Source organism: Streptomyces sp. NPDC060194, assembly GCF_042728285.1.
Classification (GTDB): Bacteria; Actinomycetota; Actinomycetes; order Streptomycetales; family Streptomycetaceae; genus Streptomyces.
On the sequence record NZ_JBHWZH010000013.1, the window covers coordinates 34260 to 60167 of the forward strand.

General features: G+C 74.6%; 24 protein-coding genes. 21 read left to right on the forward strand and 3 right to left on the reverse strand.

The window, feature by feature from the left end; translation table 11 throughout:
- Positions 1–68: 68 nt before the first annotated feature.
- The 10 genes from ACFWEG_RS04810 (at position 69) to ACFWEG_RS04855 (ending at position 12266) form a co-directional block, all read left to right on the forward strand.
- Positions 69–1658: a hypothetical protein gene (locus tag ACFWEG_RS04810; RefSeq protein ID WP_387209204.1), complete on the forward strand. Its 1590-nt coding sequence runs from the start codon at positions 69–71 to the stop codon at positions 1656–1658.
- Between the two features lie 186 nt (positions 1659–1844).
- Positions 1845–2690 carry a nitrilase-related carbon-nitrogen hydrolase gene (locus ACFWEG_RS04815; protein ID WP_387209206.1) on the forward strand — a complete coding sequence of 282 codons (846 nt, stop codon included), beginning with the start codon at positions 1845–1847 and terminating at the stop codon, positions 2688–2690.
- Between the two features lie 125 nt (positions 2691–2815).
- Positions 2816–4066: an aspartate aminotransferase family protein gene (locus ACFWEG_RS04820; RefSeq protein WP_387209278.1), complete on the forward strand. Its 1251-nt coding sequence runs from the start codon at positions 2816–2818 to the stop codon at positions 4064–4066.
- Positions 4067–4097: 31 nt separating this feature from the next.
- The gene (gene hydA, locus ACFWEG_RS04825; RefSeq protein ID WP_387209208.1) at positions 4098–5501 is read left to right on the forward strand and encodes a dihydropyrimidinase; all 1404 of its coding nucleotides are present in this window, start codon (positions 4098–4100) and stop codon (positions 5499–5501) included.
- Positions 5502–5522: 21 nt separating this feature from the next.
- The gene (locus ACFWEG_RS04830; RefSeq protein ID WP_387209211.1) at positions 5523–6542 is read left to right on the forward strand and encodes a TIGR03842 family LLM class F420-dependent oxidoreductase; all 1020 of its coding nucleotides are present in this window, start codon (positions 5523–5525) and stop codon (positions 6540–6542) included.
- Between the two features lie 162 nt (positions 6543–6704).
- Positions 6705–8255 carry an NCS1 family nucleobase:cation symporter-1 gene (locus tag ACFWEG_RS04835; protein ID WP_387209213.1) on the forward strand — a complete coding sequence of 517 codons (1551 nt, stop codon included), beginning with the start codon at positions 6705–6707 and terminating at the stop codon, positions 8253–8255.
- A 112-nt stretch (positions 8256–8367) separates the two neighbouring features.
- Positions 8368–8841 (forward strand): excalibur calcium-binding domain-containing protein, encoded by a 474-nt coding sequence (locus ACFWEG_RS04840; protein ID WP_387209215.1) that lies wholly within the window; start codon positions 8368–8370, stop codon positions 8839–8841.
- A gap of 3 nt (positions 8842–8844) precedes the next feature.
- Positions 8845–9480, forward strand: a complete 636-nt coding sequence (locus tag ACFWEG_RS04845; RefSeq protein ID WP_387209217.1) for a class F sortase — start codon at positions 8845–8847, stop codon at positions 9478–9480.
- Between the two features lie 46 nt (positions 9481–9526).
- Positions 9527–11323, forward strand: a complete 1797-nt coding sequence (locus tag ACFWEG_RS04850) for a gamma-glutamyltransferase family protein (protein WP_387209218.1) — start codon at positions 9527–9529, stop codon at positions 11321–11323.
- A 112-nt stretch (positions 11324–11435) separates the two neighbouring features.
- Entirely contained in the window at positions 11436–12266 is an 831-nt protein-coding gene (locus ACFWEG_RS04855) for an inositol monophosphatase family protein (protein ID WP_387209221.1), read from the forward strand.
- Between the two features lie 50 nt (positions 12267–12316).
- On the opposite strand, the gene ACFWEG_RS04860 is transcribed toward ACFWEG_RS04855, so the two are convergent.
- A complete protein-coding gene (locus tag ACFWEG_RS04860) occupies positions 12317–13198 on the reverse strand; it encodes a nucleotidyltransferase domain-containing protein (RefSeq protein ID WP_387209223.1) in 882 nt (293 codons plus the stop codon).
- Between the two features lie 133 nt (positions 13199–13331).
- Here ACFWEG_RS04860 and ACFWEG_RS04865 point away from each other — a divergent pair, with 133 nt between their 5' ends.
- The 5 genes from ACFWEG_RS04865 to ACFWEG_RS04885 all read left to right on the forward strand — a co-directional run bounded on the left by ACFWEG_RS04865 (position 13332) and on the right by ACFWEG_RS04885 (position 18652).
- Positions 13332–14744, forward strand: coding sequence for a phytoene desaturase family protein (locus ACFWEG_RS04865; protein ID WP_387209280.1), 1413 nt, complete (start codon positions 13332–13334; stop codon positions 14742–14744).
- A 361-nt stretch (positions 14745–15105) separates the two neighbouring features.
- Entirely contained in the window at positions 15106–15642 is a 537-nt protein-coding gene (locus ACFWEG_RS04870; RefSeq protein WP_387209225.1) for an O-acetyl-ADP-ribose deacetylase, read from the forward strand.
- 49 nt (positions 15643–15691) lie between these two features.
- Positions 15692–17161 (forward strand): AlkA N-terminal domain-containing protein, encoded by a 1470-nt coding sequence (locus tag ACFWEG_RS04875; protein ID WP_387209227.1) that lies wholly within the window; start codon positions 15692–15694, stop codon positions 17159–17161.
- A gap of 21 nt (positions 17162–17182) precedes the next feature.
- Positions 17183–17713: a methylated-DNA--[protein]-cysteine S-methyltransferase gene (locus ACFWEG_RS04880; protein ID WP_387209229.1), complete on the forward strand. Its 531-nt coding sequence runs from the start codon at positions 17183–17185 to the stop codon at positions 17711–17713.
- Positions 17714–17827: 114 nt separating this feature from the next.
- Complete coding sequence (locus ACFWEG_RS04885) at positions 17828–18652, forward strand: SAM-dependent methyltransferase (RefSeq protein ID WP_387209231.1); 825 nt, start codon at positions 17828–17830, stop codon at positions 18650–18652.
- Positions 18653–18732: 80 nt separating this feature from the next.
- Here the strand turns inward: ACFWEG_RS04885 and ACFWEG_RS04890 are convergent, their stop codons facing one another.
- Positions 18733–19230, reverse strand: a complete 498-nt coding sequence (locus ACFWEG_RS04890; protein WP_387209233.1) for an NUDIX domain-containing protein — start codon at positions 19228–19230, stop codon at positions 18733–18735.
- Between the two features lie 104 nt (positions 19231–19334).
- On the opposite strand from ACFWEG_RS04890, the gene ACFWEG_RS04895 reads away from it, so the two are divergent.
- Complete coding sequence (locus ACFWEG_RS04895) at positions 19335–20453, forward strand: glycerate kinase (protein ID WP_387209235.1); 1119 nt, start codon at positions 19335–19337, stop codon at positions 20451–20453.
- A gap of 5 nt (positions 20454–20458) precedes the next feature.
- Here the strand turns inward: ACFWEG_RS04895 and ACFWEG_RS04900 are convergent, their stop codons facing one another.
- Positions 20459–20803, reverse strand: a complete 345-nt coding sequence (locus ACFWEG_RS04900) for a helix-turn-helix domain-containing protein (RefSeq protein ID WP_387209237.1) — start codon at positions 20801–20803, stop codon at positions 20459–20461.
- Positions 20804–21003: 200 nt separating this feature from the next.
- Here ACFWEG_RS04900 and ACFWEG_RS04905 point away from each other — a divergent pair, with 200 nt between their 5' ends.
- From ACFWEG_RS04905 to ACFWEG_RS04925, 5 genes are read left to right on the forward strand one after another with little or no spacing between them, the layout of a single operon-like run.
- The gene (locus tag ACFWEG_RS04905; protein ID WP_387209239.1) at positions 21004–21795 is read left to right on the forward strand and encodes an ABC transporter ATP-binding protein; all 792 of its coding nucleotides are present in this window, start codon (positions 21004–21006) and stop codon (positions 21793–21795) included.
- Positions 21792–22586: an ABC transporter ATP-binding protein gene (locus ACFWEG_RS04910; RefSeq protein WP_387209242.1), complete on the forward strand. Its 795-nt coding sequence runs from the start codon at positions 21792–21794 to the stop codon at positions 22584–22586. Before ACFWEG_RS04905 ends, ACFWEG_RS04910 begins: the two co-directional genes overlap by 4 nt.
- The gene (locus ACFWEG_RS04915; RefSeq protein ID WP_387209244.1) at positions 22583–23473 is read left to right on the forward strand and encodes a branched-chain amino acid ABC transporter permease; all 891 of its coding nucleotides are present in this window, start codon (positions 22583–22585) and stop codon (positions 23471–23473) included. The genes ACFWEG_RS04910 and ACFWEG_RS04915 overlap by 4 nt, the downstream gene beginning before the upstream one ends.
- Positions 23466–24581, forward strand: a complete 1116-nt coding sequence (locus tag ACFWEG_RS04920; RefSeq protein ID WP_387209246.1) for a branched-chain amino acid ABC transporter permease — start codon at positions 23466–23468, stop codon at positions 24579–24581. The genes ACFWEG_RS04915 and ACFWEG_RS04920 overlap by 8 nt, the downstream gene beginning before the upstream one ends.
- Positions 24578–25852, forward strand: a complete 1275-nt coding sequence (locus tag ACFWEG_RS04925; protein ID WP_387209248.1) for an ABC transporter substrate-binding protein — start codon at positions 24578–24580, stop codon at positions 25850–25852. The genes ACFWEG_RS04920 and ACFWEG_RS04925 overlap by 4 nt, the downstream gene beginning before the upstream one ends.
- Positions 25853–25908 lie beyond the last annotated feature (56 nt).

A 25908-nucleotide genomic window follows, 5' to 3' on the forward strand; every position in this document is an offset into this window, starting at 1 on the left:
CCTTCCCCGACGCGCGGACGAAAAGCCGCCGTAGCCGCCCCGTAACGCCGCGGGTGTCGAATGCGCCAATGGCCGCGGAACAACTCCCCCTCGCCGCAACAGAGTTCGCCCGGTACCTCGCCCGCCTCCTCACCCGCCTGGACCACTCCACCGGCTGGTGCGCCGTCTTCTGGCAGCGCGACCCCGACGGCATGCGCGCCTGCCTGGAGGGCCACGAGGTCCCCCCGTGGGACGTCGTGGAGTCCCTGCTCCACGACCTCGCCCTCCGCGCCGGCCCCACCGCGGCCGCCGTCGACACCACCCACGCCCGCACCCTGCATGCCGCCGCCACCACCGCCCACGACGCCCGCCCCGCCGCCCGGGCCGCCCTGCGCGCCCGCCTCGACCTCATGCTGACCGAGCGGCTCCGCGCCGACGCCCGCCGCCGCGACCTCGCCACCCGCTCCGCGCTGGCGACCTCCCCTACCGAGGCGGAACACCTCTCCGCCCAACTCGCGTGGTCCGAGGACGACTTCGCCCGCAGCACCCTCCGCTGCACCGAACTCCGCACCCGCCTCGCCGCGTTCGCCGCCCCGCAGGCGTCCCGCGCACCTCTGGGCCAGGACGCCTCGACCCGTACGGGCGACGCGGGACCGGTGAGGCGCGCCGACCCCGGCGCGGCCCCGTCCGGCGCGGAGCACGGGTACGGCGGCGCCGGGGACGAGGACGACGGGCCGGGTGCGTGGTTCGCGCGAGGGCGGGACGCGGCGTCGTCGGACGAGGCCGTGGGCGCTCCCGCCGTGCGTGCCGGAGCGGCGGGAGCGTCCACCGGAACCGCGCGCGGCCGCGCCGACCGGCCCGCGGGCGGGGGCCCCGACGCCGTTCCCTCAGCACCCGCCTCACCCGCCCCGCCCGTGCGCACCCGCCGCGGCGCCCGGTTCGCCGGGGTCGAGGACGGGCCCGAGGCCGTCGCCGCGCCCGAGGCCGTGGCCGCCGCGCCCGTGCTCCCACAACTGCCGTCGCCCGCCGCCGCGGGCGGCGGGCCGCGCGGGGCCCGGTACGGCGGCGGCGGCGAGCGGACCGGCGGGCGCGCCCGCCGGGGGAGACGCCCCGACGACGACCGGGGCGACGCCCCGCGGCCCGTGCCCCCCGCGGAGGCGCGCGCGGTGGCCACCGCCGTCGAGACGCTGCTGCGGCTGCGCGCCGAGGGCCGCTCGGGGGAGGCGCACGTCATGCTCTGCGAGGCGGCGCACTGGCCGCCGGCCCGACTGCCGCTCCTCGCGGACGAGTTGAGCCGCAAGAGCCTCGCCTTCGACTGGGACACCCTGCTCTGGGAGCTCGCCTCGCTCGCTCCCGAACCCCTCGCCGCAGCCGTCGCCGCACTCGCCGCGGAAGGCCGTACGGCGGACTGCGCGCAGGTCCTGCGCCAGGCCGCGGGCCGCGACGCGGACGAGCTCGGCGAGACCGTCCTCGCCCTGCACGACGCCGGCCGCCCCGACGAGGCCGACACCCTCCTCGACGCCTGCGTCCGCCACCGCACCCCCGAGGCCGCCGCCACCGTCGCCCTGCCGGCCCCCGACGTCATCGCCCCGCTGCTCCTTGCCGCCGCCCGGGGGATCTCCCGCGACCGCGAGTGGGACCTCGCGCACGCTTTGCGCGCCTCCGGGGTAGGCATCTGAGTCCGGCCGCCCCCAGCGCGTCCGGCCCCGGACGGGCGACGGCCGTCCGGGGGAGGAAACGAGATCGACCCGGGCTGTTGACGCGGCGGGTATTGCCCAGCCCCGCGCACGGCTCTACGGTCTTCCCCTACGCCGGAAGTCTACGGGCGTAGAGGGTCTCTGACGTCCTGTCGAAGGAGTGCAGACATGGCCAAGACCGTACGGGCCGCACTGGTCCAGGCGACCTGGACCGGCGACGCCGAGTCCATGATCGAGAAGCATGTGGAGCACGCCCGCGAGGCCGCCCGGCAGGGCGCCGCGATCATCGGCTTCCAGGAGGTCTTCAACGCCCCCTACTTCTGCCAGGTGCAGGACGCCGAGCACTACCGCTGGGCCGAGGCCGTCCCCGACGGGCCCACCGTCACCCGGATGCGCGAGCTGGCCCGCGAGACCGGCATGGTGATCGTCGTCCCGGTGTACGAGAAGGAGTCGGACGGCTTCTACTACAACACCGCGGCCGTCATCGACGCCGACGGCTCGTACCTCGGCAAGTACCGCAAGCACCACATCCCGCAGGTCAGGGGCTTCTGGGAGAAGTTCTACTTCCGCCCCGGCAACGCCGGCTGGCCGGTCTTCGACACCGCCGTCGGCAAGGTCGGCGTCTACATCTGCTACGACCGGCACTTCCCCGAGGGCTGGCGCCAACTCGGCCTGAACGGGGCTCAGATCGTCTACAACCCCTCCGCCACCTCCCGCGGACTCTCCGCCTACCTCTGGCAGTTGGAGCAGCCGGCCGCCGCCGTCGCCAACGAGTACTTCATCGCGGCGATCAACCGGGTCGGCCACGAACCGGAGTTCGGCGACAACGACTTCTACGGCACCTCCTACTTCGTCGACCCGCGCGGCCAGTTCGTCGGCGACGTCGCCTCCGACAAGGAGGAGGAGCTGGTCGTCCGGGACCTCGACCTCGGGCTGATCGAGGAGGTCCGCCAGCAGTGGGCGTTCTACCGCGACCGGCGCCCGGACGCGTACGACGGGCTGGTGCAGCCGTGACCGAGACGCCCGCCGTGACCGAGACGCCCGCCGCGACGGAGCCGCCCGCCGTGACCGATACCCCCGCCCCCGCCGGGACCCCCTCCGCGACCGGCACGTCCGCCCCCGAATCCCGCGCCTCCGCCCTGCACCGCCGCCACCAGGCCGTCCTGCCCGACTGGCTCGCCCTCTACTACGACGAGCCCCTGGAGCTGACCCACGGCGAGGGCCGCCACGTCTGGGACGCCGAGGGCCGCAGGTACCTCGACTTCTTCGGCGGCATCCTCACCACCATGACCGCCCACGCCCTGCCCGAGGTCACCAAGGCCGTCGCCGAGCAGGCCGGCCGGCTCATCCACTCCTCCACGCTCTACCTCGACCGGCCGATGATCGAGCTCGCCGAGCGGATCGCCGCCCTGTCCGGCATCCCGGACGCGAGGGTCTTCTTCACCACCTCCGGCACCGAGGCCAACGACACCGCGCTGCTGCTCGCCACCACCTACCGCCGCTCCAGCCAGCTGCTCGCGATGCGCAACAGCTACCACGGCCGCTCCTTCTCCACGATCGGCATCACCGGCAACAAGGGCTGGTCCCCGACCGGCCTCTCCCCGCTGCAGACGCTGTACGTGCACGGCGGCGTCCGCACCCGCGGCCCCTACGCCCACCTGTCCGACGCGGACTTCACCGCCGCCTGCGTGGCCGACCTGGAGGACCTGCTCGGGCACTCCCGCGCCCCCGCCGCGCTGATCGCCGAGCCGATCCAGGGCGTCGGCGGCTTCACCTCCCCGCCGGACGGCCTGTACGCCGCCTTCCGCGAGGTCCTCCAGCGGCACGGGGTGCTGTGGATCTCCGACGAGGTGCAGACCGGCTGGGGCCGCACCGGCGACCACTTCTGGGGCTGGCAGGCGCACGCGCAGAGCGGCCCGCCGGACATGCTGACCTTCGCCAAGGGCATCGGCAACGGCATGTCCGTCGGCGGGGTCGTCGCCCGCGCCGACATCATGAACTGCCTGGACGCCAACTCCATCTCGACGTTCGGCGGTTCGCCCGTCACCATGGCCGCCGGACTCGCCAACCTCGGCTACCTCCTGGAGCACGACCTCCAGGGCAACGCCCGCCGCGTCGGCGGCCTGCTCCTGGAGCGGCTGCGCGCGATCGGCGAGCGGGTGCCGTTCGTCCGCGAGGTGCGCGGCCGCGGCCTGATGGCCGCGATCGAGGTCGACCGCCCCGAGCGCGCGGCCGCCGTCCTGGAGGCGGCCCGCGCGGGCGGGCTGCTGGTCGGCAAGGGCGGCGGGCACTCCACCGCCGTGCTGCGGATCGCACCGCCGATGACCGTGACCGTCGCCGAGGCCGAGGAGGGCGCGGCGCTCCTGGAGACGGCCCTGCACAGCGTCTGACCACCCCGCACGTGCCGGAAGGGAACCACCCATGACCACCCGCACGATCATCGCCGGCGGACTCGTCGTCACCGCCGCCGAGGAGATCCACGCCGACGTGCTGATCGAGGACGGCCGGATCGCCGCCCTCGCCGCGCAGGGCACCGCCGCCGCCCGGGGCTGGACCGCCGACCGCACCCTCGACGCGACCGGCAGGTACGTCATCCCGGGCGGCGTCGACGCCCACACCCACATGGAGCTGCCGTTCGGCGGCACCGCCGCGTCCGACACCTTCGAGACCGGCACCCGGGCCGCCGCCTGGGGCGGCACCACCACCATCGTCGACTTCGCCGTCCAGTCCGTCGGCGAGCCGCTGCGCGCGGGTCTGGACGCCTGGCACGCGAAGGCGGACGGCAACTGCGCGATCGACTACGCGTTCCACATGATCATGTCGGACGTCAACGAGTCGACGCTGAAGGAGATGGACCTCCTCGTCGAGGCCGGCGTGACCTCGTTCAAGCTGTTCATGGCGTACCCCGGCGTCTTCTACAGCGACGACGGCCGCATCCTGCGCGCCATGCAGCGCTCGGCGGACAACGGCGGGCTGATCATGATGCACGCCGAGAACGGCATCGCGATCGACGTCCTCGTCGAGCAGGCGCTCGCCGCCGGCCGCACCGACCCGCGCTACCACGGCGAGGTCCGCAAGGTGCTCCTGGAGGCCGAGGCCACCCACCGGGCGATCAAACTGGCGCAGGTCGCGGGCGCCCCGCTGTACGTGGTGCACGTCTCGGCGGACGAGGCCGTCGCGGAGATCGGAAAGGCGCGGGCGCAGGGGCTCAACGTCTTCGGTGAGACCTGCCCGCAGTACCTCTTCCTCTCCACCGACAACCTTGCCGAGCCGGACTTCGAGGGGGCGAAGTACGTCTGCTCCACCCCGCTGCGGCCGCGCGAGCACCAGGAGGCGCTGTGGCGCGGGCTGCGCACCAACGACCTCCAGGTCGTCTCCACCGACCACTGCCCGTTCTGCTTCACCGGCCAGAAGGAGCTCGGCCGCGGCGACTTCTCCAAGATCCCCAACGGGCTGCCGGGCGTCGAGAACCGCATGGACCTGCTCCACCAGGGCGTCGTCGAGGGCCGGATCAGCCGCCGCCGCTGGATCGAGATCGCCTGCGCCACCCCGGCCCGCATGTTCGGCCTCTACGGCAAGAAGGGCACGATCGCGCCCGGCGCGGACGCGGACGTGGTGATCTACGACCCGCACGCCGAGCAGGTCCTCTCGGCGGAGACGCACCACATGAACGTCGACTACTCGGCCTACGAGGGCAAGCGGGTCACCGGCCAGGTGGAGACCGTCCTCTCGCGCGGCGAACTCGTCATCGACCAGCGGAAGTTCACCGGCCGGGCCGGCCACGGGGTCTACACGCCGCGCGGCACCTGTCAGTACCTCGTCTAACTCGTCCCAGGAGAGGCGCTCATGGACTTCGGACTCGTCCTCCAGACCGACCCGCCGGCCTCGGCCGTCATCAGCCTGATGAGACGCGCCGAGCGCAACGGGTTCCGCTACGGCTGGACCTTCGACTCGGCCGTGCTCTGGCAGGAGCCGTTCGTCATCTACAGCCAGATCCTCGCGAACACCGACCGGCTCGTCGTCGGCCCGATGGTCACCAACCCCGGCACCCGCACCTGGGAGGTGACCGCCTCCACCTTCGCCACGCTGAACGACATGTACGGCAACCGGACCGTCTGCGGGATCGGCCGCGGGGACTCCGCGATGAGGGTCGCCGGGCGCCCGCCGAACACCCTGGCCCGGATCAGCGCGGCGATGAAGGTCATCCGCGCGCTCGGCTCCGGCCAGGAGGCCGACCTCGGCGACGGGACCGTGATCAAGTTCCCGTGGATCGGCGAGGGCGCGAAGCTGCCCGTGTGGATGGCCGCGTACGGGCCGAAGGCGCTGAGGATGGCCGGGGAGGAGGCGGACGGGTTCATCCTGCAGCTCGCCGACCCGCACCTCACGGAGTGGATGGTCGGCGCCGTCCGCGAGGCCGCGGTCGCCGCCGGGCGCGACCCCTCGGAGGTCACGATCTGCGTCGCCGCGCCCGCGTACGTCACCGACGGCAGCGACGAGCAGCGGGCGCACGCACGCGACCAGTGCCGGTGGTTCGGCGGCATGGTCGGCAACCACGTCGCCGACATCGTCTCCCGGTACGGCACCGAATCCGGCGCCGTACCGCAGGAGTTGACGGACTACATCCGCGCCCGGGAGGGGTACGACTACGCGCACCACGGGCGCAGCGGCAACCCCGACACGGCGTTCGTCCCCGACGAGATCGTCGACCGCTTCTGCCTGATCGGCACCCCCGAGGAGCACGTCGCCAAGCTGCGCGCCCTGCGCGACCTCGGTGTCGACCAGTTCGCCGTGTACGACATGCACGACGCGAAGGCGGAGACGATCGACGCGTACGGGGCGTACGTCATCCCGGCGCTCAACGGCTGATCGGCTCAACTAGCACTCGGTCGTGGCGTGTTGCCCGTGCGTCGCGCCCCGACCCGGCCCGCCGCCCCCTCCGGTCCGCCCCCTCCCCGCCGTCCCGGGGAGGGGGTCCCGCCGCCCGCACGGCCTCTCCCTCACCGTCCCTGATCCGAGATTGGCGTGCCCATGACCGACACCGTTCCCGCCGGCCCGATACCCGCGGCGCCTCAGAGCACCGCGCTCGACGGCCGCGTCGAACTCGCCCCCGAGGCGTACCCCGCCGACAGCCCGTTCGCCAACGACGACCTGCGGCCGGTCCCGGTCGCCGACCGGCACTGGACGACGTACAACTACATCGCGTTGTGGGTCGGCATGGCCCACTGCATCCCGTCCTGGACGCTCGCCTCCGGCCTCATCGCGCTCGGGATGGACTGGAAGCAGGCCGTCTTCACGATCGCGTTGGCCAACGTCATCGTTTTGATCCCGATGCTGCTCACCGGCCACGCGGGCCCCAAGTACGGCATCCCGTTCCCCGTCTTCGCCCGCGCCTCCTTCGGGCTGCGCGGGGCGAACCTGCCGGCGATGGTGCGGGCGGCGGTGGCCTGCTGCTGGTTCGGGATCCAGACGTGGATCGGCGGGCAGGGCATCTTCCTGCTGCTCGGCAACATCTTCGGCGGCTGGAGCGAGGCGTCGCGGATCGGCGGTCAGCCGTGGACGCTGTGGGTGTGCTTCGTGCTGTTCTGGGCGCTCGAACTGGCCATCATCTACCGGGGGATGGAGACCCTGCGCCGCTTCGAGAACTGGGCGGCGCCGTTCGTCCTGGTCGGCGCGGCGGTCCTGCTGATCTGGATCGCGGACAAGGCCGGCGGCTTCGGCCCGCTGCTCGACCAGCCCTCGAAGGTCGGCTGGGACGCGGACTTCTGGAAGGTCTTCTTCCCCGGCCTGATGGGCATGATCGGCTTCTGGGCGACGCTGTCGCTGAACATCCCGGACTTCACCCGCTTCGGGAAGGGGCAGCGGGCACAGGTGTGGGGGCAGACGCTGGGGCTTCCTACGACGATGACCCTCTTCGCCTTCATGTCCGTCCTGGTCACCTCCGGCTCGCAGGCCGTCTACGGTGCGCCGATCTGGGACCCGGTCGAGCTCACCGCCAAGGCCGACAGCGTCTTCGGCCTGCTCTTCGGCCTGATCACGGTCCTGGTCGCGACGATCTCCGTCAACCTCGCCGCGAACGTCGTCTCGCCCGCGTACGACCTGGCCAACCTGGCCCCGAAGCTCGTCAGCTTCCGCACCGGCGCGCTGATCACCGGCGTCGTCGGCGTGCTGATCATGCCGTGGAAGCTGACCTCCACCCCCGAGCTGTACATCTTCACCTGGCTCGGCGTCGTCGGCGGGCTGCTCGGCACCGTCGCCGGCATCCTCATCGCCGACTACTGGATCGTCCGCCGCACCGCGCTCGACCTCGCCGACCTCTACACCCCCGGCGGCCGCTACTGGTACTCCTCCGGCTGGAACTGGCGCGCGGTCGCCGCGTTCGCCGTCGGCGGCCTCCTGGCGGTCGGCGGCAGCTACTCCGGCGTGAACGCCGACGGCGCCAAGACCGGCCCCTTCCCCGTCGACGGCCTCGTCCCCTTCCTCCAACCCCTCGCCGACTACGGCTGGGCCGTCGGCCTCGCCTCGTCCCTCGTCCTGTACACGGCCCTGATGTGGGGGCAGCGGGTCCGCGCGACCGGGTGACCCCACGCGCCCCGGGTGCGTCACCCGAACGGCCGACAAGAGACGCGATCATGGCGTGGTGTGCATACGTTCGGTGATTGTCCATCACCCTCCGTGCAAGCAGGAGCTTCGCATGCGCATCAAGCACATAGCGGCCGCGGCCGCGCTCACCGCGGCCGTGACCGTCCCGTCCGTGGGGGCCGCGTCGGCCGTCGACCGGGACTGCAAGGACTTCTCGAGCTCGGCGGCGGCGCAGGAGTACTTCGACACGAAGCCGGGCGACCCCGATCGTCTCGACCGGGACAACGACGACCTGGCGTGCGAGGACTACCGGGGGCCGTGGAAGCCGGCCGGGGCGGACACGGACCCGACGGAGGGCCCAGCCGGCACGGGCACGGACGGCACGGGCCGTACGAGCGGTGAGGTGATGGCGGAGGTCGCCGACGACTACGCCGACGCGCCGAAGGGCGGGGTCGAGGCCGGCGGGGGCGGGCTCGCGAAGGGCGGCTCGGACACCGCGCTGGTGACGGGCCTCGGGCTCGCGGGCGCCCTCGCGGCGGCCGGCGGGGCCGTCGTCCTGCGACGGCGCGGCGCGACGGGCCGGTAGCCCTTGTCGCACCGCCACCGCACACGGTTCGGCGGCCCCGGCGCGGTGTTCCTCGCCGCGGTCGCCGCCGTCTGCCTGCTCGTCGTCCTGGTGGTCGCCCTGCGTCCCGCGGGCGACGGGCCCCGGCGCGCGCTGCCGGCCCCCGCCGCGCCCGGCGACGGCCGGGCCGGCCCGCCGCCGGAGTGGGACGCGCCCGAACCCGTCCGGGTGCGGGTGCCCGCCATCGGCGTCGACGCCGCGCTCTCGCCGCTGGTTACCGACGCCTCGCGCGCGCTCGTCCCGCCGGTGAGCTTCGTCGACGCCGGATGGTGGCAGGACGGCCCCGAGCCGGGCGAGGCCGGACCGGCCGTCGTCGTCGGCCACCTCGACTCCGACGACGGACCCGCCGTCTTCGCGGGCCTCACCGTCCTGGAGCCCGGCGACGCGATCGAGATCGGCCGGGCGGACGGCTCGACCGCCCGCTTCACCGTCGACGAGATCGCCCACCACGCGAAGGACGCCTTCCCGACCGACCGCGTCTACGGCCCCACCCCCGGCTCCCAGCTGCGGCTCGTCACCTGCGGGGGCGCGTACGACCCGACGACCCGCAGCTACGGCGTCAACACCGTCGTGTACGCGACCCTCGCGTCCCTGACGTGAGACCGGGGTCTGGCCACCACCGCCCGTGATCTTTAGGGTCGGACGGATGTTCACCACGCGTCCGACCCTGCAGGGCACCTTCGGCATGGTGTCGTCCACCCACTACCTGGCCTCGCAGACGGCGATGGCCGTCCTGGAGGACGGCGGGAACGCCTTCGACGCGGCCGTCGCCGCCGGCTTCGTCCTGCACGTCGTCGAGCCGCACCTGAACGGGCCGGCCGGGGAGGTCCCGGCGCTCGTCGCCCCGGCCGGCGGCGAGGTGCGGGTGCTGTGCGGGCAGGGGGTCGCGCCGCGCGGGGCGACCGTCGAGCACTACCGGGGGCTCGGGCTCGAACTGGTGCCGGGCACGGGCCCGTTGGCCGCAGCGGTACCGGGCGCGTTCGACGCGTGGATGCTGCTGCTGCGCGACCACGGCACCAGGTCGCCCGCGGACGTGCTGAAGTACGCGATCGGTTACGCCGAGGACGGGCACGCGCCGGTCGAGCGGGTGGGGGAGACCGTCGAGACGGTGCGCGAGCTCTTCGAGGGGGCGTGGGCGTCCTCTGCGGAGGTGTACCTGCCGGGCGGGCACCCGCCCCGGCCGGGGGAGTTGTTCCGCAACCCCGCGCTCGCCGCGACCTGGCGGCGGCTGCTCGCGGAGGCGGGCGGCGACGGCTCTCGCTCGCGCGAGGAGCGGATCGAGGCCGCCCGCAGGGTCTGGCGGGAGGGGTTCGTCGCCGAGGCGCTGGTACGGCAGGCCGCCCGGCCGACGCTCGACACCAGCGGCGAGCAGCACGTCGGTACCCTCACCGCACGGGACGTGGCGGAGTGGTCCGCGTCGTGGGAGCGGCCCGTCGCGTACGACTGGGGCGGGTGGACCGTCTGCAAGGCAGGTCCCTGGAGCCAAGGGCCGTCCTTCCTCCAGCAGTTGGCGCTGCTCCCGGACGAGCTGCCCGCGTACGGGTCGGAGGAGTACGTCCATCTCCTCGTCGAGGGCTGCAAGTTGGCCATGGCCGACCGGGAGGCCTGGTACGGGGACGCCGCCGGGGTCCCGCTCGACGCGCTGCTCTCCGACGGCTACAACACCGCCCGCCGCGCGCTGATCGACGACCGGGCCTCGTACGCGCTGCGCCCCGGCAGCCCCGGCGGGCGGACGCCGCGCGTCGGCGCGCACGCGGCCGTGGCGGCGGGCGGCGCGGTGGGGCGGACCTCGGGGGCGACGGGGGCGGGGGAGCCGACCGTCGGCGAGGACGGGCGGACCCGCGGCGACACCTGCCACCTCGACGTCGTGGACCGCTGGGGCAACATGATCGCGGCGACCCCCTCCGGGGGCTGGCTCCAGTCCAACCCGGTCGTCCCCGAGCTGGGCTTCCCGCTCGGCACCCGGCTGCAGATGACCTGGCTGGAGGAGAACCTGCCCGACACGCTCACCCCGGGCCGCCGGCCGCGCACCACCCTCAGCCCGTCGCTCGCCCTGCGCGACGGCGTCCCCGTCCTGGCCTTCGGGACGCCCGGCGGGGACCAGCAGGACCAGTGGTCGCTGCACTTCTTCCTGGCGGTCGCGCTGCGGTCGCCCGTGCGGGGCTCGCTCGACCTGCAGGGGGCGATCGACGCGCCGAACTGGCACACCGACGCGTTCCCGGGGTCCTTCTACCCGCGCGGGATGCGGCCGGGGAGTCTCACGCTGGAGTCGCGCTTCGACCCCTCCGTCGTCGATGCGCTGCGGGCCCGCGGGCACGACGTCACCGTCGGCGGGCCGTGGACCGAGGGCCGGCTCTGCGCGGTCGCCCGCGATCCGCGGACCGGGGTGCTGAGCGCGGGGGCGAACCCGCGGGGGATGCAGGGGTACGCGGTCGGACGCTGAGGAGCGCCCCGGCGGCCCGCGAGCCCCCGGGCCCCGCGAGCGCCCGGGCGTCCCGCGGGCGGCCGGGGCGGCCGGGGTGGGCGGTACCGGTGGTGTGTGATGTGCTGGGCGCATGATCGATGCCGAACTCGAAGCATTCCTCACCGGTGGCCTGTCCGACGTCGAGGCCGCGCTGCGGGCCGCCGCCGCGGCGGAGATCATGCCGCGGCACCGGCAGCTCGCCGCGCACGAGGTCGTCGAGAAGACCGGGCCCTTCGACCTGGTCACCGTCGCCGACCGGGGCGCCGAGCTGCACCTCGCGAGCGCGCTCCTCGCGCTGCTCCCGGGGTCCGTCGTCGTCGGCGAGGAGGCGGTGCACGCGGATCCGGGCTCCTACGACGCGCTGCACGGGGACGCGCCGGTGTGGGTCGTCGATCCGATCGACGGGACGCGGCAGTTCGTACGGGGCGAGAGCGGCTTCTGCACGCTACTCGCGCTGGTGCGGCGGGGGGTCGTGCTGGCGTCGTGGACGTACGCGCCCGTGCGCGACGAGATGGCGGTCGCGGTACGGGGCCGGGGGGCGCGGTTGAACGGTGTCCCGCTCGCGCGAGGAGCGGTCGGAGAGCCGGTGCGGGTGGCGACGTCGCATCCGGACTACACGACGCCGGAGCAGAAGCGGGCGCTGCTCCGGCTGTCGGTCGAGGGGGTGGCGGCGCGGCCCTGCGGGTCGGCGGGGCTGGAGTATCTCGCGGTCGCGCGGGGGGAGTCGGACGCGGTGGCGTTCGACTGGGAGCTGGCGTGGGACCACGCGGCGGGGTTGCTGCTGGTGGAGGAGACGGGCGGCGCGCACCTGACCCTCGCCGGCGCCCCGTTCCGCCTCACCGGCGGCAACGCGCTGCCCTTCGTGGCGGCGGCGAACCCAGAGCTCGCGGCCCGCCTCCGCGACCTCCTCGCCGGCCCCTGAGCCGGCGCCGTTCCGCCTGCCGGCGGGGTACCGGGCTCCGCCCGGTGGCCTCAATCGCCGGCCGGGCCAGGATTTTTTGCTGGCTCGCCATGTCCGGGCCGAGGACCATGCCGCTCGGCCTCGAGGCGCGCCCGGACCTCCGCCACCAGCTCCGCCGCCGCGTCCAGCGCCTCACGCCCCGGCCCGGCGAGGGCCCGGGCGACGCGCGGGGAGAAGTCGTCCGGGGCTACGGGCAACCGCGCCGCGGAGGCCAGCGCGCCCTTCTCGTTGAGGAGCCACGCGCGGTGGTGCGCGTGCATGGACTGGGCGAGGATGCCGAGCGCGCGGGAGACGCAGAGGGAGGCGTACAGCGGGTCGTCGGGGTCCTTGCGGGCCGCCGCGAGGAGGAACTCGGCCTCCCAGGACGCGTGGACGAGCGCGGCGCGCAGGGCGGGGGGATACGTCAGGGTCTGCTGCCGCAGCGGGGCCAGCTCGCCGAAGGGGTCGGCGAGGACCCGCCCGAGCGCGACCTCCCCCGCGTAGACGGGCGACCAGAAGCCGAGCGGATGCCCGGCCTGCACGCCCACCTCGTAGCGCCCCTCGACGCACGCCGCCCAGACCGCCTCGACCCGGTCGAGATCGCGGAGGATCCAGTCGACGGCGACGCCGCCGACCCGGAGCCACGCCCCGCCGTCGACCCACGGCCCCCACCCGCCCGGCCCGGCGACCTCCACCGGCCCGCCGGTGAACTCCTCGGCGAGCGCGGTCAGCGCCGGTACGTCGGGCTCGCCGCGGTAGTAGAGGCCGAGGTCCCAGTCGGAGTCCGGCCGGTGCGTCCCGCGCGCCCGGCTGCCGCCGAGGGCGACGGCGCGGACGCCGCGGACGGCCGTCAGCCGCGAGGCCATCTCCGCGACGAGGGCCCGTGTCGCGTCTGTCTCCCGGTTCTCGATCATGCGGGAGATCGTAGGCCCGGTCCGTCGTCGGCGTGCGGGTTTATGCTGGCCGGGACCGGGAGTTCGGCCCGTGCGGGCCGGGAGCCGTCCGGAGGAGCCGCCGCCGAGCAGGGGAGTTGCCGACGTGTCACCGATGCTCGACGCCGTCGTCGTGGGCGCGGGCCCCAACGGTCTGACCGCCGCCGTCGAACTGGCCCGCCGGGGCCACTCCGTCGCCGTGTTCGAGGCGCGGGACACGATCGGCGGGGGCGCGCGGACCGAGGAGCTGACGCTGCCGGGCTTCCGGCACGACCCCTGCTCGGCCGTGCACCCGCTGGGCGCGGGGTCGCCGGCGTTCAAGGCGATGCCGCTGGAGCGGCACGGCCTGGAGTGGCTGCACCCGGAGCTGCCGATGGCGCACCCGTTCCCGGACGGGACGGCCGCGGTGCTCGCCCGGTCCGTCGCGGAGACGGCCGCGTCTCTCGGGCCGCGGGACGCCGCGACCTACCGGCGCCTGGTGGCGCCGTTCCAGGACCGGTGGGACGAGCTGGTCGGAGACTTCATGGCGCTGCCGTCGACGGCGCTGCCCCGCGACCCGGTCACGCTCGCCCGCTTCGGCCGGCTCGCGCTGCCGCCGGCCACGTGGCTGATGCGGCGCTTCCGGGACGACCGGGCCCGGGCGCTGTTCGCCGGGCTCGTCGCGCACGTGATCGCGCCGCTCGGCGGTGTCGGCACGTCGGGCGTCGGCCTCGTCTTCGCGCTCGCCGCGCACGCGGGCGGGTGGCCGATGCCGCGCGGCGGCTCGCAGGCGATCGCCGACGCGCTCGCCGGGCTGCTGCGGGAGCACGGCGGCACGGTCCACACCGGCTACGAGGTCAAGCGGCTGGACGACCTGCCGCCGGCGCGGGCGTACGTCTTCGACACCTCGCCGAGCGCCGTCGCCCGGATCGCCGGCCTCGGCGGGTTCTACGCCGGGTACCGCTACGGGGCCGCCGCGTTCAAGATCGACTACGCGCTGGACGGGCCGGTGCCGTGGACGGCGAAGGAGGCCCGTACGGCGGGGACCGTGCAGGTCGGGAGCAGCAGCCGGGAGATCGCCGCGGCGCTCGACGCGGTCTCCCGGTACGACCGCGCGCCGGACGTGCCGTTCCTCATCACCGCCCAGCCGAGCCTCGTCGACCCGGGCCGCGCGCCGGCGGGCAAGCACGTCTTCTGGGCGTACGGGCACGTCCCGCACGGCTGGACCGGCGACCTCACCGACGCGGTCGAGCGCCAACTGGAGCGGTTCGCGCCTGGCTTCCGCGACCTCGTCCTCGCCCGCGCCACCGCGGGCCCGCCGGAGCTCGCCGCGCGCAACGCGAACTACGTCGGCGGCGACATCGCCTGCGGCGCCGCGGCCGGCCTCCAGCTCCTCCTGCGCCCCCGCCTCACCCGCTCCCCGTACACCACCCCCCACCCCGCCGTCTTCCTCTGCTCCTCCGCCACCCCTCCCGGCCCCGGCGTTCACGGCATGTCCGGCCACAACGCGGCGAAGGAGGTCTGGCGCCACCTCCGCGCACGGCCGTAGCGAGGCGCGTGGCGCCGAAAGCGCCGCCGCGCGGGGTCCCGGCGGAGCCGTGCCCCCGGCCTCGGTGCGCCCCGAGCCCGCGGCGGGACGAGGCGGTGGCGAGGGCAGCCCGTGGCGGTGTCCCGCGGTGTGCGTGGGACGCACTTCCGTGGCCGCGCGGTGACGGCCCTCGGATCCGCGTGGTCGCCGAGCCCGTTTCGGTGGCTCGCGCCACCGGCACCATGCCGTGTGACCGTACGATGCCCCCGGGCGGGACGCCGGATGCCATCGCGCCCCCGCCCTCCTACACCCCACCGTCCCCTTTTCGGCCGGGAAGGCGGGAAATCGTCGCACAGGTGGACGGACGGGGCATGATGGGCGGATGAGCAGATCGCAGCCGTCCCTGACCCTCGTCCGCGGTGACATCACCGAGCAGGACGTCGACGCGGTCGTCAACGCCGCGAACTCCTCGCTGCTGGGCGGCGGGGGCGTGGACGGTGCGATCCACCGGCGCGGCGGCCCGGCGATCCTCGCCGCGTGCCGGGATCTGCGGGCGTCCCACTACGGCAAGGGGCTGGCGACCGGGCAGTCGGTGGCGACGACGGCGGGGGAGCTGCCCGCGCGGCACGTCATCCACACCGTCGGGCCGGTGTACTCGCCGCGCGAGGACCGCAGCGGGCTGCTCGCGTCCTGCTACCGGACCGCGCTCGGGGTCGCGCGGGAGATCGGCGCGCGGACCGTCGCGTTCCCGGCGGTGTCCACCGGGATCTACGGCTGGCCGATGGACGACGGGGCGCGGATCGCGATCAGGACGGTGGCGGAGGCGGCGACGGCGGAGGCGTTCGACGAGATCCGGTTCGTCCTCTTCGACGTCGACGCGTACACGGCGTTCCAGGAGGCGCTGGACGCGCGAGGCTGATGTCGGATTTCCGCCAGCCCCGGCGGAGCGCATACGGGAACCTTGACCCATGCACACGAACACGGCGCACTGCGTGCGGGCCGTCCAGGCGAAGGACTCGCGGTTCGACGGCTGGTTCTTCACCGCCGTCCTCACCACCGGCATCTACTGCCGGCCCAGCTGCCCGGTCGTGCCGCCCAAACCGCAGAACATGACGTTCTACCCGAGCGCCGCGGCGTGCCAGCAGGCCGGCTTCCGGGCCTGCAAGCGCTGCCGCCCCGACAGCAGCCCCGGCTCCCCGGAGTGGAACGCGCGCGCCGACACCGTCGCCCGCGCGATGCGGCTGATCGGCGACGGGGTGGTGGACCGCGAGGGCGTCCCCGGCCTCGCGGCCCGGCTCGGCTACTCCACCCGGCAGATCGAGCGCCAGCTCAACGCCGAACTGGGCGCGGGCCCGCTCGCGCTGGCCCGCGCGCAGCGGGCGCAGACCGCCCGGCTGCTCATCGAGACCACCGCCCTGCCGATGGCGGACGTCGCCTTCGCCGCCGGGTTCGCCTCCGTGCGCGCCTTCAACGACACCGTGCGCGAGGTCTTCGCGCTGTCCCCGACGCAGCTGCGCGCCCGCGGACGCGGCGCCGGCACCCCGACCGCGCCCGGCACGATCGACCTGCGGCTGCCGTTCCGTGCCCCGCTCCACCCCGACAACCTCTTCGGCCACCTCGCCGCGACCGGCGTCCCCGGCGTCGAGGAGTGGCGCGACGGCGCCTACCGCCGCACGCTCGCCCTCCCCTACGGCCACGGCACCGCGACGCTCGCCCCGCGCCCCGACCACATCGCCTGCCGCCTCGCCCTCACCGACCTGCGCGACCTCACCCTCGCCATCAGCCGCTGCCGGTGGCTGCTCGACCTCGACGCCGACCCCGTCGCCGTCGACGAGCGGCTGCGCGCCGACCCGCTGCTCGCCCCGCTCGTCGACAGGGCGCCCGGCCGCCGGGTGCCGCGCACGGCGGACGCGGCGGAGTTCGCCGTACGGGCCGTCCTCGGCCAGCAGGTGTCGACGGCGGCGGCGCGTACGCACGCCGCGCGGCTCGTCGTCGCCCACGGAGAGCCCGTCGAGGACCCCGGCGGCGGTCTCACCCACCTGTTCCCGACGCCCGAGGCGCTCGCCGCGCTCGACCCCGAGGCGCTCGCCCTGCCCCGCAGCCGCCGCGCCACCCTGGTGAACCTGGTCGGGACGCTCGCCGCCGGCGAGCTGCGGCTCGGTCCCGAGAGCGATTGGGAGACGGCCCGGCAGCAGCTCACGGCGCTGCCCGGCTTCGGCCCGTGGACGGTCGAGACCATCGCCATGCGCGCCCTCGGCGACCCCGACGCCTTCCTCCCCACCGACCTCGGCATCCGGCACGCCGCCGCCGCGCTCGGCCTGCCCCGGACCCCCGCCGCCCTCACCGCCCGAGCGGCCGCCTGGCGGCCCTGGCGCGCCTACGCCACCCAGCACCTGTGGGCGACCGGCGACCACCCCGTCAACTCCCTGCCCGCGTAACGCCCTTCGAGGAGCATCCCGATGTCCGCCCCCACCGCCCTGCGGCAGCACACCGTCGTCGACAGCCCCTACGGCCCGCTCACCCTCGTCGCCACCGACGGCGTCCTCAGCGGCCTGTACATGGTCGACCAGCGCCACCGCCCCGCCCAGGAGACCTTCGGCCACCCCGAACCCGACCCCGACGCCGAACCGTTCGCCGGGACGCGCCGCCAGCTCCAGGCGTACTTCGCCGGTGAGCGCACCACCTTCGACCTGCAACTCGCCCTGCACGGAACCGCGTTCCAGCGCGCGGTCTGGGAGCAGCTGCTGCGCATCCCGTACGGCGAGACCCGCTCCTACGGCCAACTCGCCCTCGAACTGGGCAAACCCGGCGCGTCGCGCGCCGTCGGGCTCGCCAACGGCAAGAACCCGATCGGCATCATCGTCCCCTGCCACCGGGTGATCGGCTCCACCGGCTCGCTCACCGGCTACGGCGGCGGCATCGACCGCAAGCGGCGGCTGCTCGCCTTCGAGCGCGGGGAGGTCGACGTCCCCGCGGGGGCGTTGTTCTGAACCGTTCCGATGTCAACGACCTTTTCCTGCGGCTAGATTGGCGGATGATCACACAGGCGGGCGCCACGCACCCGGCCCCGCCGCCCCGACGCCGGCCCAGGAGGCGCGCTCCCTATGACCCACCCCGACCCCACCCTCGAGTCCGCCGAGCGCATCCGGGACCGCATCGACACCAGCACGCCGCACTCGGCGCGCTTCTGGAACTACTTCGTCGGCGGCAAGGACAACTACGAGGCCGACCGCGCGATCGGCGACGAGATCAAGCAGTTCTTCCCCGGCCTCGTCGACTGCGCCCGCACCAGCCGGCTCTTCCTCGGCCGCGCGGTCCCCTACCTGGCCACCGAGTGCGGCATCCGGCAGTTCCTCGACGTCGGCACCGGGCTGCCCACCGCGAACAACACCCACGACGTCGCCCAGCGGGTCGCCCCCGACTCCCGCATCGTCTACGTCGACAACGACCCGCTCGTCCTCGCCCACGCCCGCGCGCTGCTCACCAGCACGCCGGAAGGGGCGACGGCGTACCTCGACGCGAACCTCTACGACCCCGAGGACATCCTCGAACGGGCCGCCGCCACGCTCGACCTCACCAAGCCGGTCGGGCTCATCGTCATGGGCATCCTCGGCCACGTCGCCGACCACGCCGAGGCCCGCGCCCTCGTCGGCCGGCTGCTCGCCGGGCTGCCCTCCGGGAGCTACTTCGTCTCCTCCGACGGGTCGGCGACCAGCCCCGGCATGATCGCCGCGTCCGACGCGTACAACAGCAGCGGTGCGACGCCGTACTACGTGCGCAGCGTCGAGGAGATCACCGCGTACTTCGACGGGCTCGAACTCCTCGAACCCGGCGTCGTCCGCGTCACCGAGTGGCGCCCCGAGCTGGGCCACGACTCCGATCTGCCGATCGCGGTCGACCAGTACGGGGGTGTCGCCCGCAAGCCGTGACGCGGGTGCGTCGTGGCCGGTCGCGCAGTTCCCCGCGGTCCTGGAGGGTCGGGCTTCGTCCGGATTCGAGTGGGGGTGGGTCAGGAGGGGATGCGGATGCCGTCCTCCAGCTCGACCGCGCCCGCGCCCGGTCCGCGGGACAGCACGTCGAGGGCGGCGCGGACGCGGCCGGCCAGGGCGGGCCAGACGTAGGCGTCGAGTTCCTCGGGTTCGACCAGCCGCCAGGAGAGCAGCTCCGCCTCCTGGAGCCGGATCTCCGCCAGCCGCTCGTCGGACAGCACACCGCCGTCGTACAGGTACGCCGCGATCGGCGGCCGGTCGGGACCCCGCATCCAGTCGACGGCGAGCAGCGGACCCAGCGCGACGTCGAGGCCGATCTCCTCCGCCGTCTCACGGCGCGCGCCCTCGCGGGGCGTCTCGCCGGCGTCCGACTCGACGGTGCCCCCGGGCAGTCCCCAGCTCTCGCGGTAGTTCGGCTCGACGAGCAGGACCCGGCCGTGCACGTCCCGGAAGAGTGCGGCGGCCGCGGCGAGGATACGGGGGAGGCCGGCGATGTAGGCGGCGTAGTCCGAGGTCATGGGCGCCAGCCTAGGGACTCCGCCGGGCGGGCGGCGCTGGGCAGGCGCAGGCCGGCGGGTTAGGGTCGACGACGGCGCGACTGTCGGTACGACGCAAGGGGAGCATGGTGGCACAGGGACGCGTGCTGATCGCCGCGGACAAGTTCAAGGGCTCGCTGACGGCCGTGGAGGTCGCGGAGCGGGTCACGGCGGGGCTGCGCCGCCTCGCACCGGAGTACGAGGTCGCCGCGGTCCCGGTCGCCGACGGCGGGGACGGCACCGTCGCCGCCGCGCTCGCGGCCGGCTTCGAGCGCCGCGAGGCACGGGTGACGGGCCCGCTCGGCGAGACGGTCACCGCCGCGTTCGCGCTGCGCGACGACACCGCGGTGGTCGAGATGGCGGAGGCGTCCGGCCTCCAGCACCTGCCCGAGGGGGTCTTCGCCCCCCTCACCGCGACCACCTACGGCACCGGCGAACTCCTGCGCGCCGCCGTCGACGCGGGCGCGCGCACCATCGTCTTCGGCGTCGGCGGCAGCGCGACGAACGACGGCGGCGCGGGCATGCTCGCCGCGCTCGGCGCACGCTTCACGGACGCCGACGGGGAGCCCGTCGCCCCCGGCGGGGGCCCTCTCCGCGGCCTCGCCTCCGCCGACCTCGGCGGGCTCGACCCCCGCCTCGCCGACATCGACATCGTCCTCGCCAGCGACGTCGACAACCCCCTCACCGGCCCCAAGGGCGCGCCCGCCGTCTACGGGCCGCAGAAGGGCGCCACCCCCGAGCAGGTCACCGAGCTCGACGCCGCGCTCGCCCACTACGCGAGCCTCCTCGACCCGGCCACCGCGGACGCGCCCGGGGCGGGCGCGGCCGGCGGCATCGGCTACGGCGCGCTCGTCGGTCTCGGCGCGCGCTTCCGGCCCGGTATCGAGGTCATGCTCGACGTCCTCGGCTTCGAGAAGGCGCTCGAAGGGGCGACGCTCGTCATCACCGGCGAGGGGTCCCTCGACGAGCAGACCCTGCACGGCAAGGCACCGGCGGGGGTCGCCGCGGCGGCCCGTGCGCGCGGCATCGACGTCATCGCCGTCTGCGGCCGCCTCGCCCTTCCCGCGGAGGCCCTCGGCAAGGCCGGCATCCGCCGCGCCTACGCGCTCACGGACATCGAGCCCGACGTCCAGAAGTGCATCGCCGACGCGGGCCCGCTCCTCGAACGCCTCGCGGAGAACATCGCACGCGACTTCCTGCACTAGACGCGTCAGGCGGGCGGGAGGCGGAGGGCCGCCAGGGCCAGGGTGAGTTCCGCCAGGTCACGGGGGCGGGTGACGGACCGTGCCGTCGCCCGCTCCAGCCGGCGCAACCGGTTCGCCACCGTGTTGCGGTGACAGCCGAGCCGCGCCGCCGCCCCCGCCGCGGACCCGTCCGCCGACAGCCACGCGTCGAGCGTGGCCAGCAGGAGCGCACACTCCGCCTCAGGCAGGGCCCGCAGCGGCCCGAGCACCTCCGCGACCAGCCGCGAGGCCGCCTCCGGGCGCCCCGCGACGAGCGCCGCCAGCACGTCGCCGCGCGCCGCCCCCGCACCCGTCGACCCCGGATCGCTCACGGCCGGTGACCCTCGCACCGACCGTCCCCGCCGCGCCACCCCACCGCGGCCGCGTTGTGCACGCGCACAACCGTCGCGGCCGACCGCTGGTCGGACGCCGCACATCCGCGCCACCCCCTGGACGCATCACCGCACCGATGCGGAGATGAGCCCGCGGCCCCGCACCGACGGGCCGCGCGGACTGCGGAAGGGGAATGTGCATGGGCTGGCTCGAGGTGAGCGGTCTCTCGGTCGGATACGGACCGGTCCGGGCCCTGCGGGAGGTGTCGCTGAGCGTCCCGGCGGGCGCCGTCGTCGCCGTGCTCGGCGGGAACGGCGCCGGCAAGACGACCCTGCTGCGGGCCGTCTCCCGCACCCTGGGCTTCCACCGCGGCACGGCGACCGGCACGATCACGTTCGACGGCCGCCCGACCGACGGCCTCAGCCCCTCGCGGACGGTCGCCGCCGGGGTCGTCCAGGTACCCGAGGGTCGCCAGGTCTTCGCCCGGATGACGGTCGCGGACAACCTGCGCGCCGGCGCCCTCCTCGCCAAGCGGGCCGACGCGGCCCGCGCGCTGGCCCGCGTCCACGAGCTGTTCCCCGTCCTCGCCGACCGCGCCCGCCAGCGGGCCGGGCTGCTCTCCGGCGGCGAGCAGCAGATGCTCGCGATGGGCCGCGCCCTGATGGCAGGCCCCCGGCTGCTGCTCCTGGACGAGCCCTCCCTCGGCCTCGCCCCGCTGATGGCGGCGCGGATCGCCGACACCGTCCGCGAGATCAACGCGCAGGGCACCTCCGTCCTCCTCGTCGAGCAGAACGCCGCCCTCGCCCTCGAACTCGCCTCCCGGGCCTACGTCATGGAGGTCGGCGAGGTCACCCTCTCCGGCCCCGCCGACGAGCTCGCCGCGTCCGACGAGGTCCGCCGCCGCTACCTCGGCGTCGTCGACGAGACGGCCGCCGCCGACGCCGGCCGCGCCCAGGAGGCGGCCCGCACCCTCGGGAGGTGGGCCCCGTGACCGCACCGGCCGCCCCGCAGACCCTCACGCACCCGCTCACCGTCTCCGACGTCACCGTCCGCTTCGCCGGCCTCACCGCCCTCGACGCCGTCTCCTTCACCGTCGCACCCGGCAGCCTGCACGCGGTGATCGGCCCGAACGGCGCCGGCAAGTCGACCTGCCTCAACGTGCTCTCCGGCGTCTACCGGGCCACCTCCGGCAGCGTCCGCCTCGGCGACACCGAGCTGACCGGCCTCCCCGCCCACCGGATCGCCGCGCTCGGCGTCGCCCGCACCTTCCAGAACATCGCGCTGCCGCCGTTCGCGACCGTCGCCGAGAGCCTCATGCTCGGCCGCCACCGGCTCACCCGCGCCGGCTTCGTCGCCACCGGGCTCCGGCTGCCCTCCGCGATCCGCGAGAGCGCCCTGCACCGCGAACGGGTGAGGGAGATAGCCGAGTTCACCGGTCTCGGCCCGCACCTGGACGACCTCGCCGGTGGGCTTCCGTACGGCAAGCAGAAGCTCGTCGAGCTGGGCCGGGCGCTCGCCATGGAGCCCGACGTCCTGCTGCTCGACGAACCCGTCGCCGGCATGAACGCCGAGGAACGCACCCGCACCGCCGCCGTCATCGCGGGCGTGCGCGACAGCCTCGGCATCTCGATCGTCCTGGTGGAACACGACATGGGGGTGGTGATGCGGCTCGCGGACGCGGTGACCGTGCTCGACTTCGGCCGCCGGATCGCGGACGGGCCGCCGGCCACCGTCCAGAACGATCCCGACGTCGTCCGCGCGTACCTGGGGGCGGCCCGGTGACCACCTTCGTCGAGCTGCTCCTCAACGGGGTCTCCATCGGCTCCGTCTACGCCCTGATCGCCCTCGGCTTCGTGGTCATCTTCAAGGCCACCGAGGTCGTCAACTTCGCCCACGCCTCCCTGCTGCTCGCCGGCGGGTACGTCACCGCCGTCCTCCACGACGACATCGGCTTCTGGCCCGCGCTCGTGGTCGGCACCGCCTCGGCCGCCGCCGTCGGGGCGGCCGTCGAGTTCCTGGTCATGCGCCGCTACCGGGGGCAGAACCACAGCGTGCTGGCCATCGTCACGATCGGCGTCGACATCCTGCTCATCACCGAGATCACCCGGCGGATCGGCACCGACGTGCTGCCGCTCGGCGACCCCTGGGGGAGCGCGGTCGTCTCGCTCGGGCCGATCACGATCGCCCAGACCCGGATCGCGGCGCTGGTCTGCGCCGGTCTGCTGATCACCGCGTTCCTGCTGGTCTTCCGGTACACCTCCTGGGGCGTCGCCATGCGCGCCGCCGCCGAGAACGCCGAGACGGCGACGCTGATGGGGGTGCGCCTCGGCCGGGTCTCGCTGAGCGCGTGGGCGGTGGCCGGCGGCCTCGCCGCGGTCGCGGCCCTCTTCCTCACCGTCTTCCCCACCCCCGGCCTGGAGCGGGCGACCTCGCTGGCCGCGCTCAAGGCGTTCCCCGCGGCGATCCTCGGCGGCCTCGACTCCACCACCGGCGCGCTGGTCGGCGGGCTGCTCGTCGGCGTCACCGAGTCCCTGGCCACCGGGTACCAGAGCGAGCTGAGCTTCCTCGGCCGCGGGATCGGCGACCTGGCCCCCTACCTGGTGATGGTGGTGGTGCTGCTGATCCGGCCCGCCGGTCTCTTCGGCACGAAGGAGCTGGCCCGTGTCTGACGTCCTCACCGAACGGCAGGCGCCCGCGAAGGCCCCCGCCTCCCGCCCGCGGCTGCCCCGCGGCCCCCGCCCGTACCTCTGGACCGCCCTCGGCATCCTGCTGCTCGCCCTGCCGTTCTACGTCGACCGCTTCTGGCTCCAGGCCGGCCTCTTCGCGATGGCCGCGGCCCTCGGCGCCATCGGCCTGAACCTCCTGACCGGCTCCACCGGCCAGCTCTCCATGGGCCACGCCTTCTTCCTCGCCGTCGGCGCCTACGGCTACTGCGCGTTCGCCGGGAGCGGCGAGGACGGCCTCACCGGCCTCGGACTGCCCGGCTGGCTCGCCGCGCTGCTCGCGGTCGCGCTCGCCGGGGTCGCGGGCGGCGTCTTCAGCCCCATCGCGGGCCGGCTGCGCGGGGCCTACCTCGGTATCGCGACCCTCGCCCTGATCTTCATCGGCCAGCACGTGCTGTTCAACGCCCACGACCTGACCGGCGGCTACAACGGCCGGGACGTGCCCGTCCTCAGCCTCTTCGGCCTCGACTTCGACGAGAGCGCGCTCGTCGTCCTCGGCGTCCCGTTCGGGTCGGCGGAGAAGCTCTGGTACCTGGCGCTCGTCCTGCTCACCGCCGGCGCGCTCTTCGCCCGCGGCATCCTGCGCGGCCGCCCCGGGCGGGCGATGAACGCGATCCGCGACCACCGGATCGCCGCCGGCGTGATGGGCGTGCCCGTCGCCCGCTACCGGGCCGCGGTCTTCGTCCTGTCCTCGATGTACGCGGGCCTCGCCGGCGTCGTCCTCGCGCTGGTCTTCCAGCGGACCGTCCCCGAGTACTTCGGGATGATCCTGTCCCTCGAGTACCTCGCCATGATCGTCATCGGCGGTCTGGGCTCGGTGGCCGGGGCGGTGGTCGGCGGGGTCTTCGTCTCGCTGCTCCCGCAGCTCCTCAACCGGTACAGCGACGTCCTGCCCCTGGTGTCCGCCCCCGGCACGGGCGGCGTCGCACCGGGCGAGGCGTCGCGCTACCTCTACGGCGCCGCCGTCGTCGCGGCGGTGCTCTTCCTGCCCGGAGGCCTCGTCCAGCTGGCCGCCCGGCGTACCACGCGGAACACCTCAGGGGAGGACCGATGAACACCACGCACACCCGCCGGAACACGGCCGCGGCGCTCGCCGTCCTGGTCGCGCTCACCACGGCCGGCTGCAGCTCCAAGGCCAGGGACGACGACGGCGACGACAAGCCGTCGGCCGGCGGCGTGAAGACCGGCGTCGGCGTCAGCGCGAAGACCATCGAGCTCGGCCTGCTCACCGACATGACCGGCGTCTACGCCACTCTCGGCAAGAGCGTCACCCAGGCCCAGCAGCTCTACGCGAAGCAGGTCAACGCCGACGGCGGCGTCTGCGGGCGGCAGCTCAAGCTGACCATCCGCGACCACGGCTACGACCCGCAGAAGGCGCTCGCCGCGTACGCCGAGCTGTCGCCCAAGGTCCTCGGCTTCCCGCAGTTCCTCGGCTCGCCCTTCGTCTCCGCGACGAAGCAGCGCATCGACGGCCAGGACAAGGGCCTCGTCATGCCGCAGGCCTGGTCGGCGTCCCTCCTCGGCAGCCCCTACATCCGGGTCGTCGGCACCACCTACGACGTCGAGACGATCAACGCGGTCGACTTCCTGATGAAGGAGAAGGGCCTGAAGAAGGGCGACAAGCTCGGGCACGTCTACTTCGAGGGCGACTACGGCGAGAACGCGCTCGTCGGCAGCAAGCACGTCGCCGAGCAGGAGGGGCTCACGATCGTCGAGCAGAAGATCAAGCCCACCGACAACGACATGTCGGCGCAGGTCGCGGCGCTGAAGAAGGCGGGCGTCAAGGCGATCGTCCTCAGCGCGGGGCCCCGGCAGGCCGCGTCGCTCGTCGGCGTCGCCGCGGCGGGCAAGTTCGACGTGCCGATCATCGGCAACAACTCCGCGTTCGCGCCCCAGCTGCTCGCCACCCAGGCCGCGCCGGCGCTGGAGGCGAACTACTACGTCGCCTCGCCCGGGCTCCCCATCGGCGCGGACACCCCCGCGGCGAAGAAGCTCGTCGCCGACTACAAGGCGGCCTACCCCTCCGACGCGCTCGACAACGGCATCGTCGCCGGGTGGACCGGCATGGACGTCTTCGCCCAGTCCCTGCGCAAGGCCTGCGAGGACAAGGACCTCACCCGCGAGGGCCTCGGCAAGGCGCTCCTGTCCCTGAACTCCTTCGACAACGACTTCGGGATCACCCACGACTTCTCCGACCCCGACGCGCCCTCCAGCAAGCAGTCGGTCATCATGCAGCCGGACAAGTCCGTCACCGGCGGCGTCAAGGTCGTCCGCGAGCCGCTCGCCGCGGAGGCGGCGGAAGGCTTCACGCCGAAGGCGGGGTGACGCGGGCGCCCACCCGACGGCGCCGGCGGCGCACAGCGAAGGGGGCCCGGACCGCG

Coding starts and splice junctions, on each gene's coding strand:
- ACFWEG_RS04810 (WP_387209204.1), top strand. CDS start 69: ATGGCCGCGGAACAACTCCCCCTCGCCGCAACAGAGTTCGCCCGGTAC.
- ACFWEG_RS04815 (WP_387209206.1), top strand. CDS start 1,845: ATGGCCAAGACCGTACGGGCCGCACTGGTCCAGGCGACCTGGACCGGC.
- hydA (WP_387209208.1), top strand. CDS start 4,098: ATGACCACCCGCACGATCATCGCCGGCGGACTCGTCGTCACCGCCGCC.
- ACFWEG_RS04830 (WP_387209211.1), top strand. CDS start 5,523: ATGGACTTCGGACTCGTCCTCCAGACCGACCCGCCGGCCTCGGCCGTC.
- ACFWEG_RS04835 (WP_387209213.1), top strand. CDS start 6,705: ATGACCGACACCGTTCCCGCCGGCCCGATACCCGCGGCGCCTCAGAGC.
- ACFWEG_RS04840 (WP_387209215.1), top strand. CDS start 8,368: ATGCGCATCAAGCACATAGCGGCCGCGGCCGCGCTCACCGCGGCCGTG.
- ACFWEG_RS04850 (WP_387209218.1), top strand. CDS start 9,527: ATGTTCACCACGCGTCCGACCCTGCAGGGCACCTTCGGCATGGTGTCG.
- ACFWEG_RS04855 (WP_387209221.1), top strand. CDS start 11,436: ATGATCGATGCCGAACTCGAAGCATTCCTCACCGGTGGCCTGTCCGAC.
- ACFWEG_RS04860 (WP_387209223.1), bottom strand. CDS start 13,198: ATGATCGAGAACCGGGAGACAGACGCGACACGGGCCCTCGTCGCGGAG.
- ACFWEG_RS04865 (WP_387209280.1), top strand. CDS start 13,332: ATGCTCGACGCCGTCGTCGTGGGCGCGGGCCCCAACGGTCTGACCGCC.
- ACFWEG_RS04870 (WP_387209225.1), top strand. CDS start 15,106: ATGAGCAGATCGCAGCCGTCCCTGACCCTCGTCCGCGGTGACATCACC.
- ACFWEG_RS04875 (WP_387209227.1), top strand. CDS start 15,692: ATGCACACGAACACGGCGCACTGCGTGCGGGCCGTCCAGGCGAAGGAC.
- ACFWEG_RS04880 (WP_387209229.1), top strand. CDS start 17,183: ATGTCCGCCCCCACCGCCCTGCGGCAGCACACCGTCGTCGACAGCCCC.
- ACFWEG_RS04885 (WP_387209231.1), top strand. CDS start 17,828: ATGACCCACCCCGACCCCACCCTCGAGTCCGCCGAGCGCATCCGGGAC.
- ACFWEG_RS04890 (WP_387209233.1), bottom strand. CDS start 19,230: ATGACCTCGGACTACGCCGCCTACATCGCCGGCCTCCCCCGTATCCTC.
- ACFWEG_RS04895 (WP_387209235.1), top strand. CDS start 19,335: ATGGTGGCACAGGGACGCGTGCTGATCGCCGCGGACAAGTTCAAGGGC.
- ACFWEG_RS04905 (WP_387209239.1), top strand. CDS start 21,004: ATGGGCTGGCTCGAGGTGAGCGGTCTCTCGGTCGGATACGGACCGGTC.
- ACFWEG_RS04925 (WP_387209248.1), top strand. CDS start 24,578: ATGAACACCACGCACACCCGCCGGAACACGGCCGCGGCGCTCGCCGTC.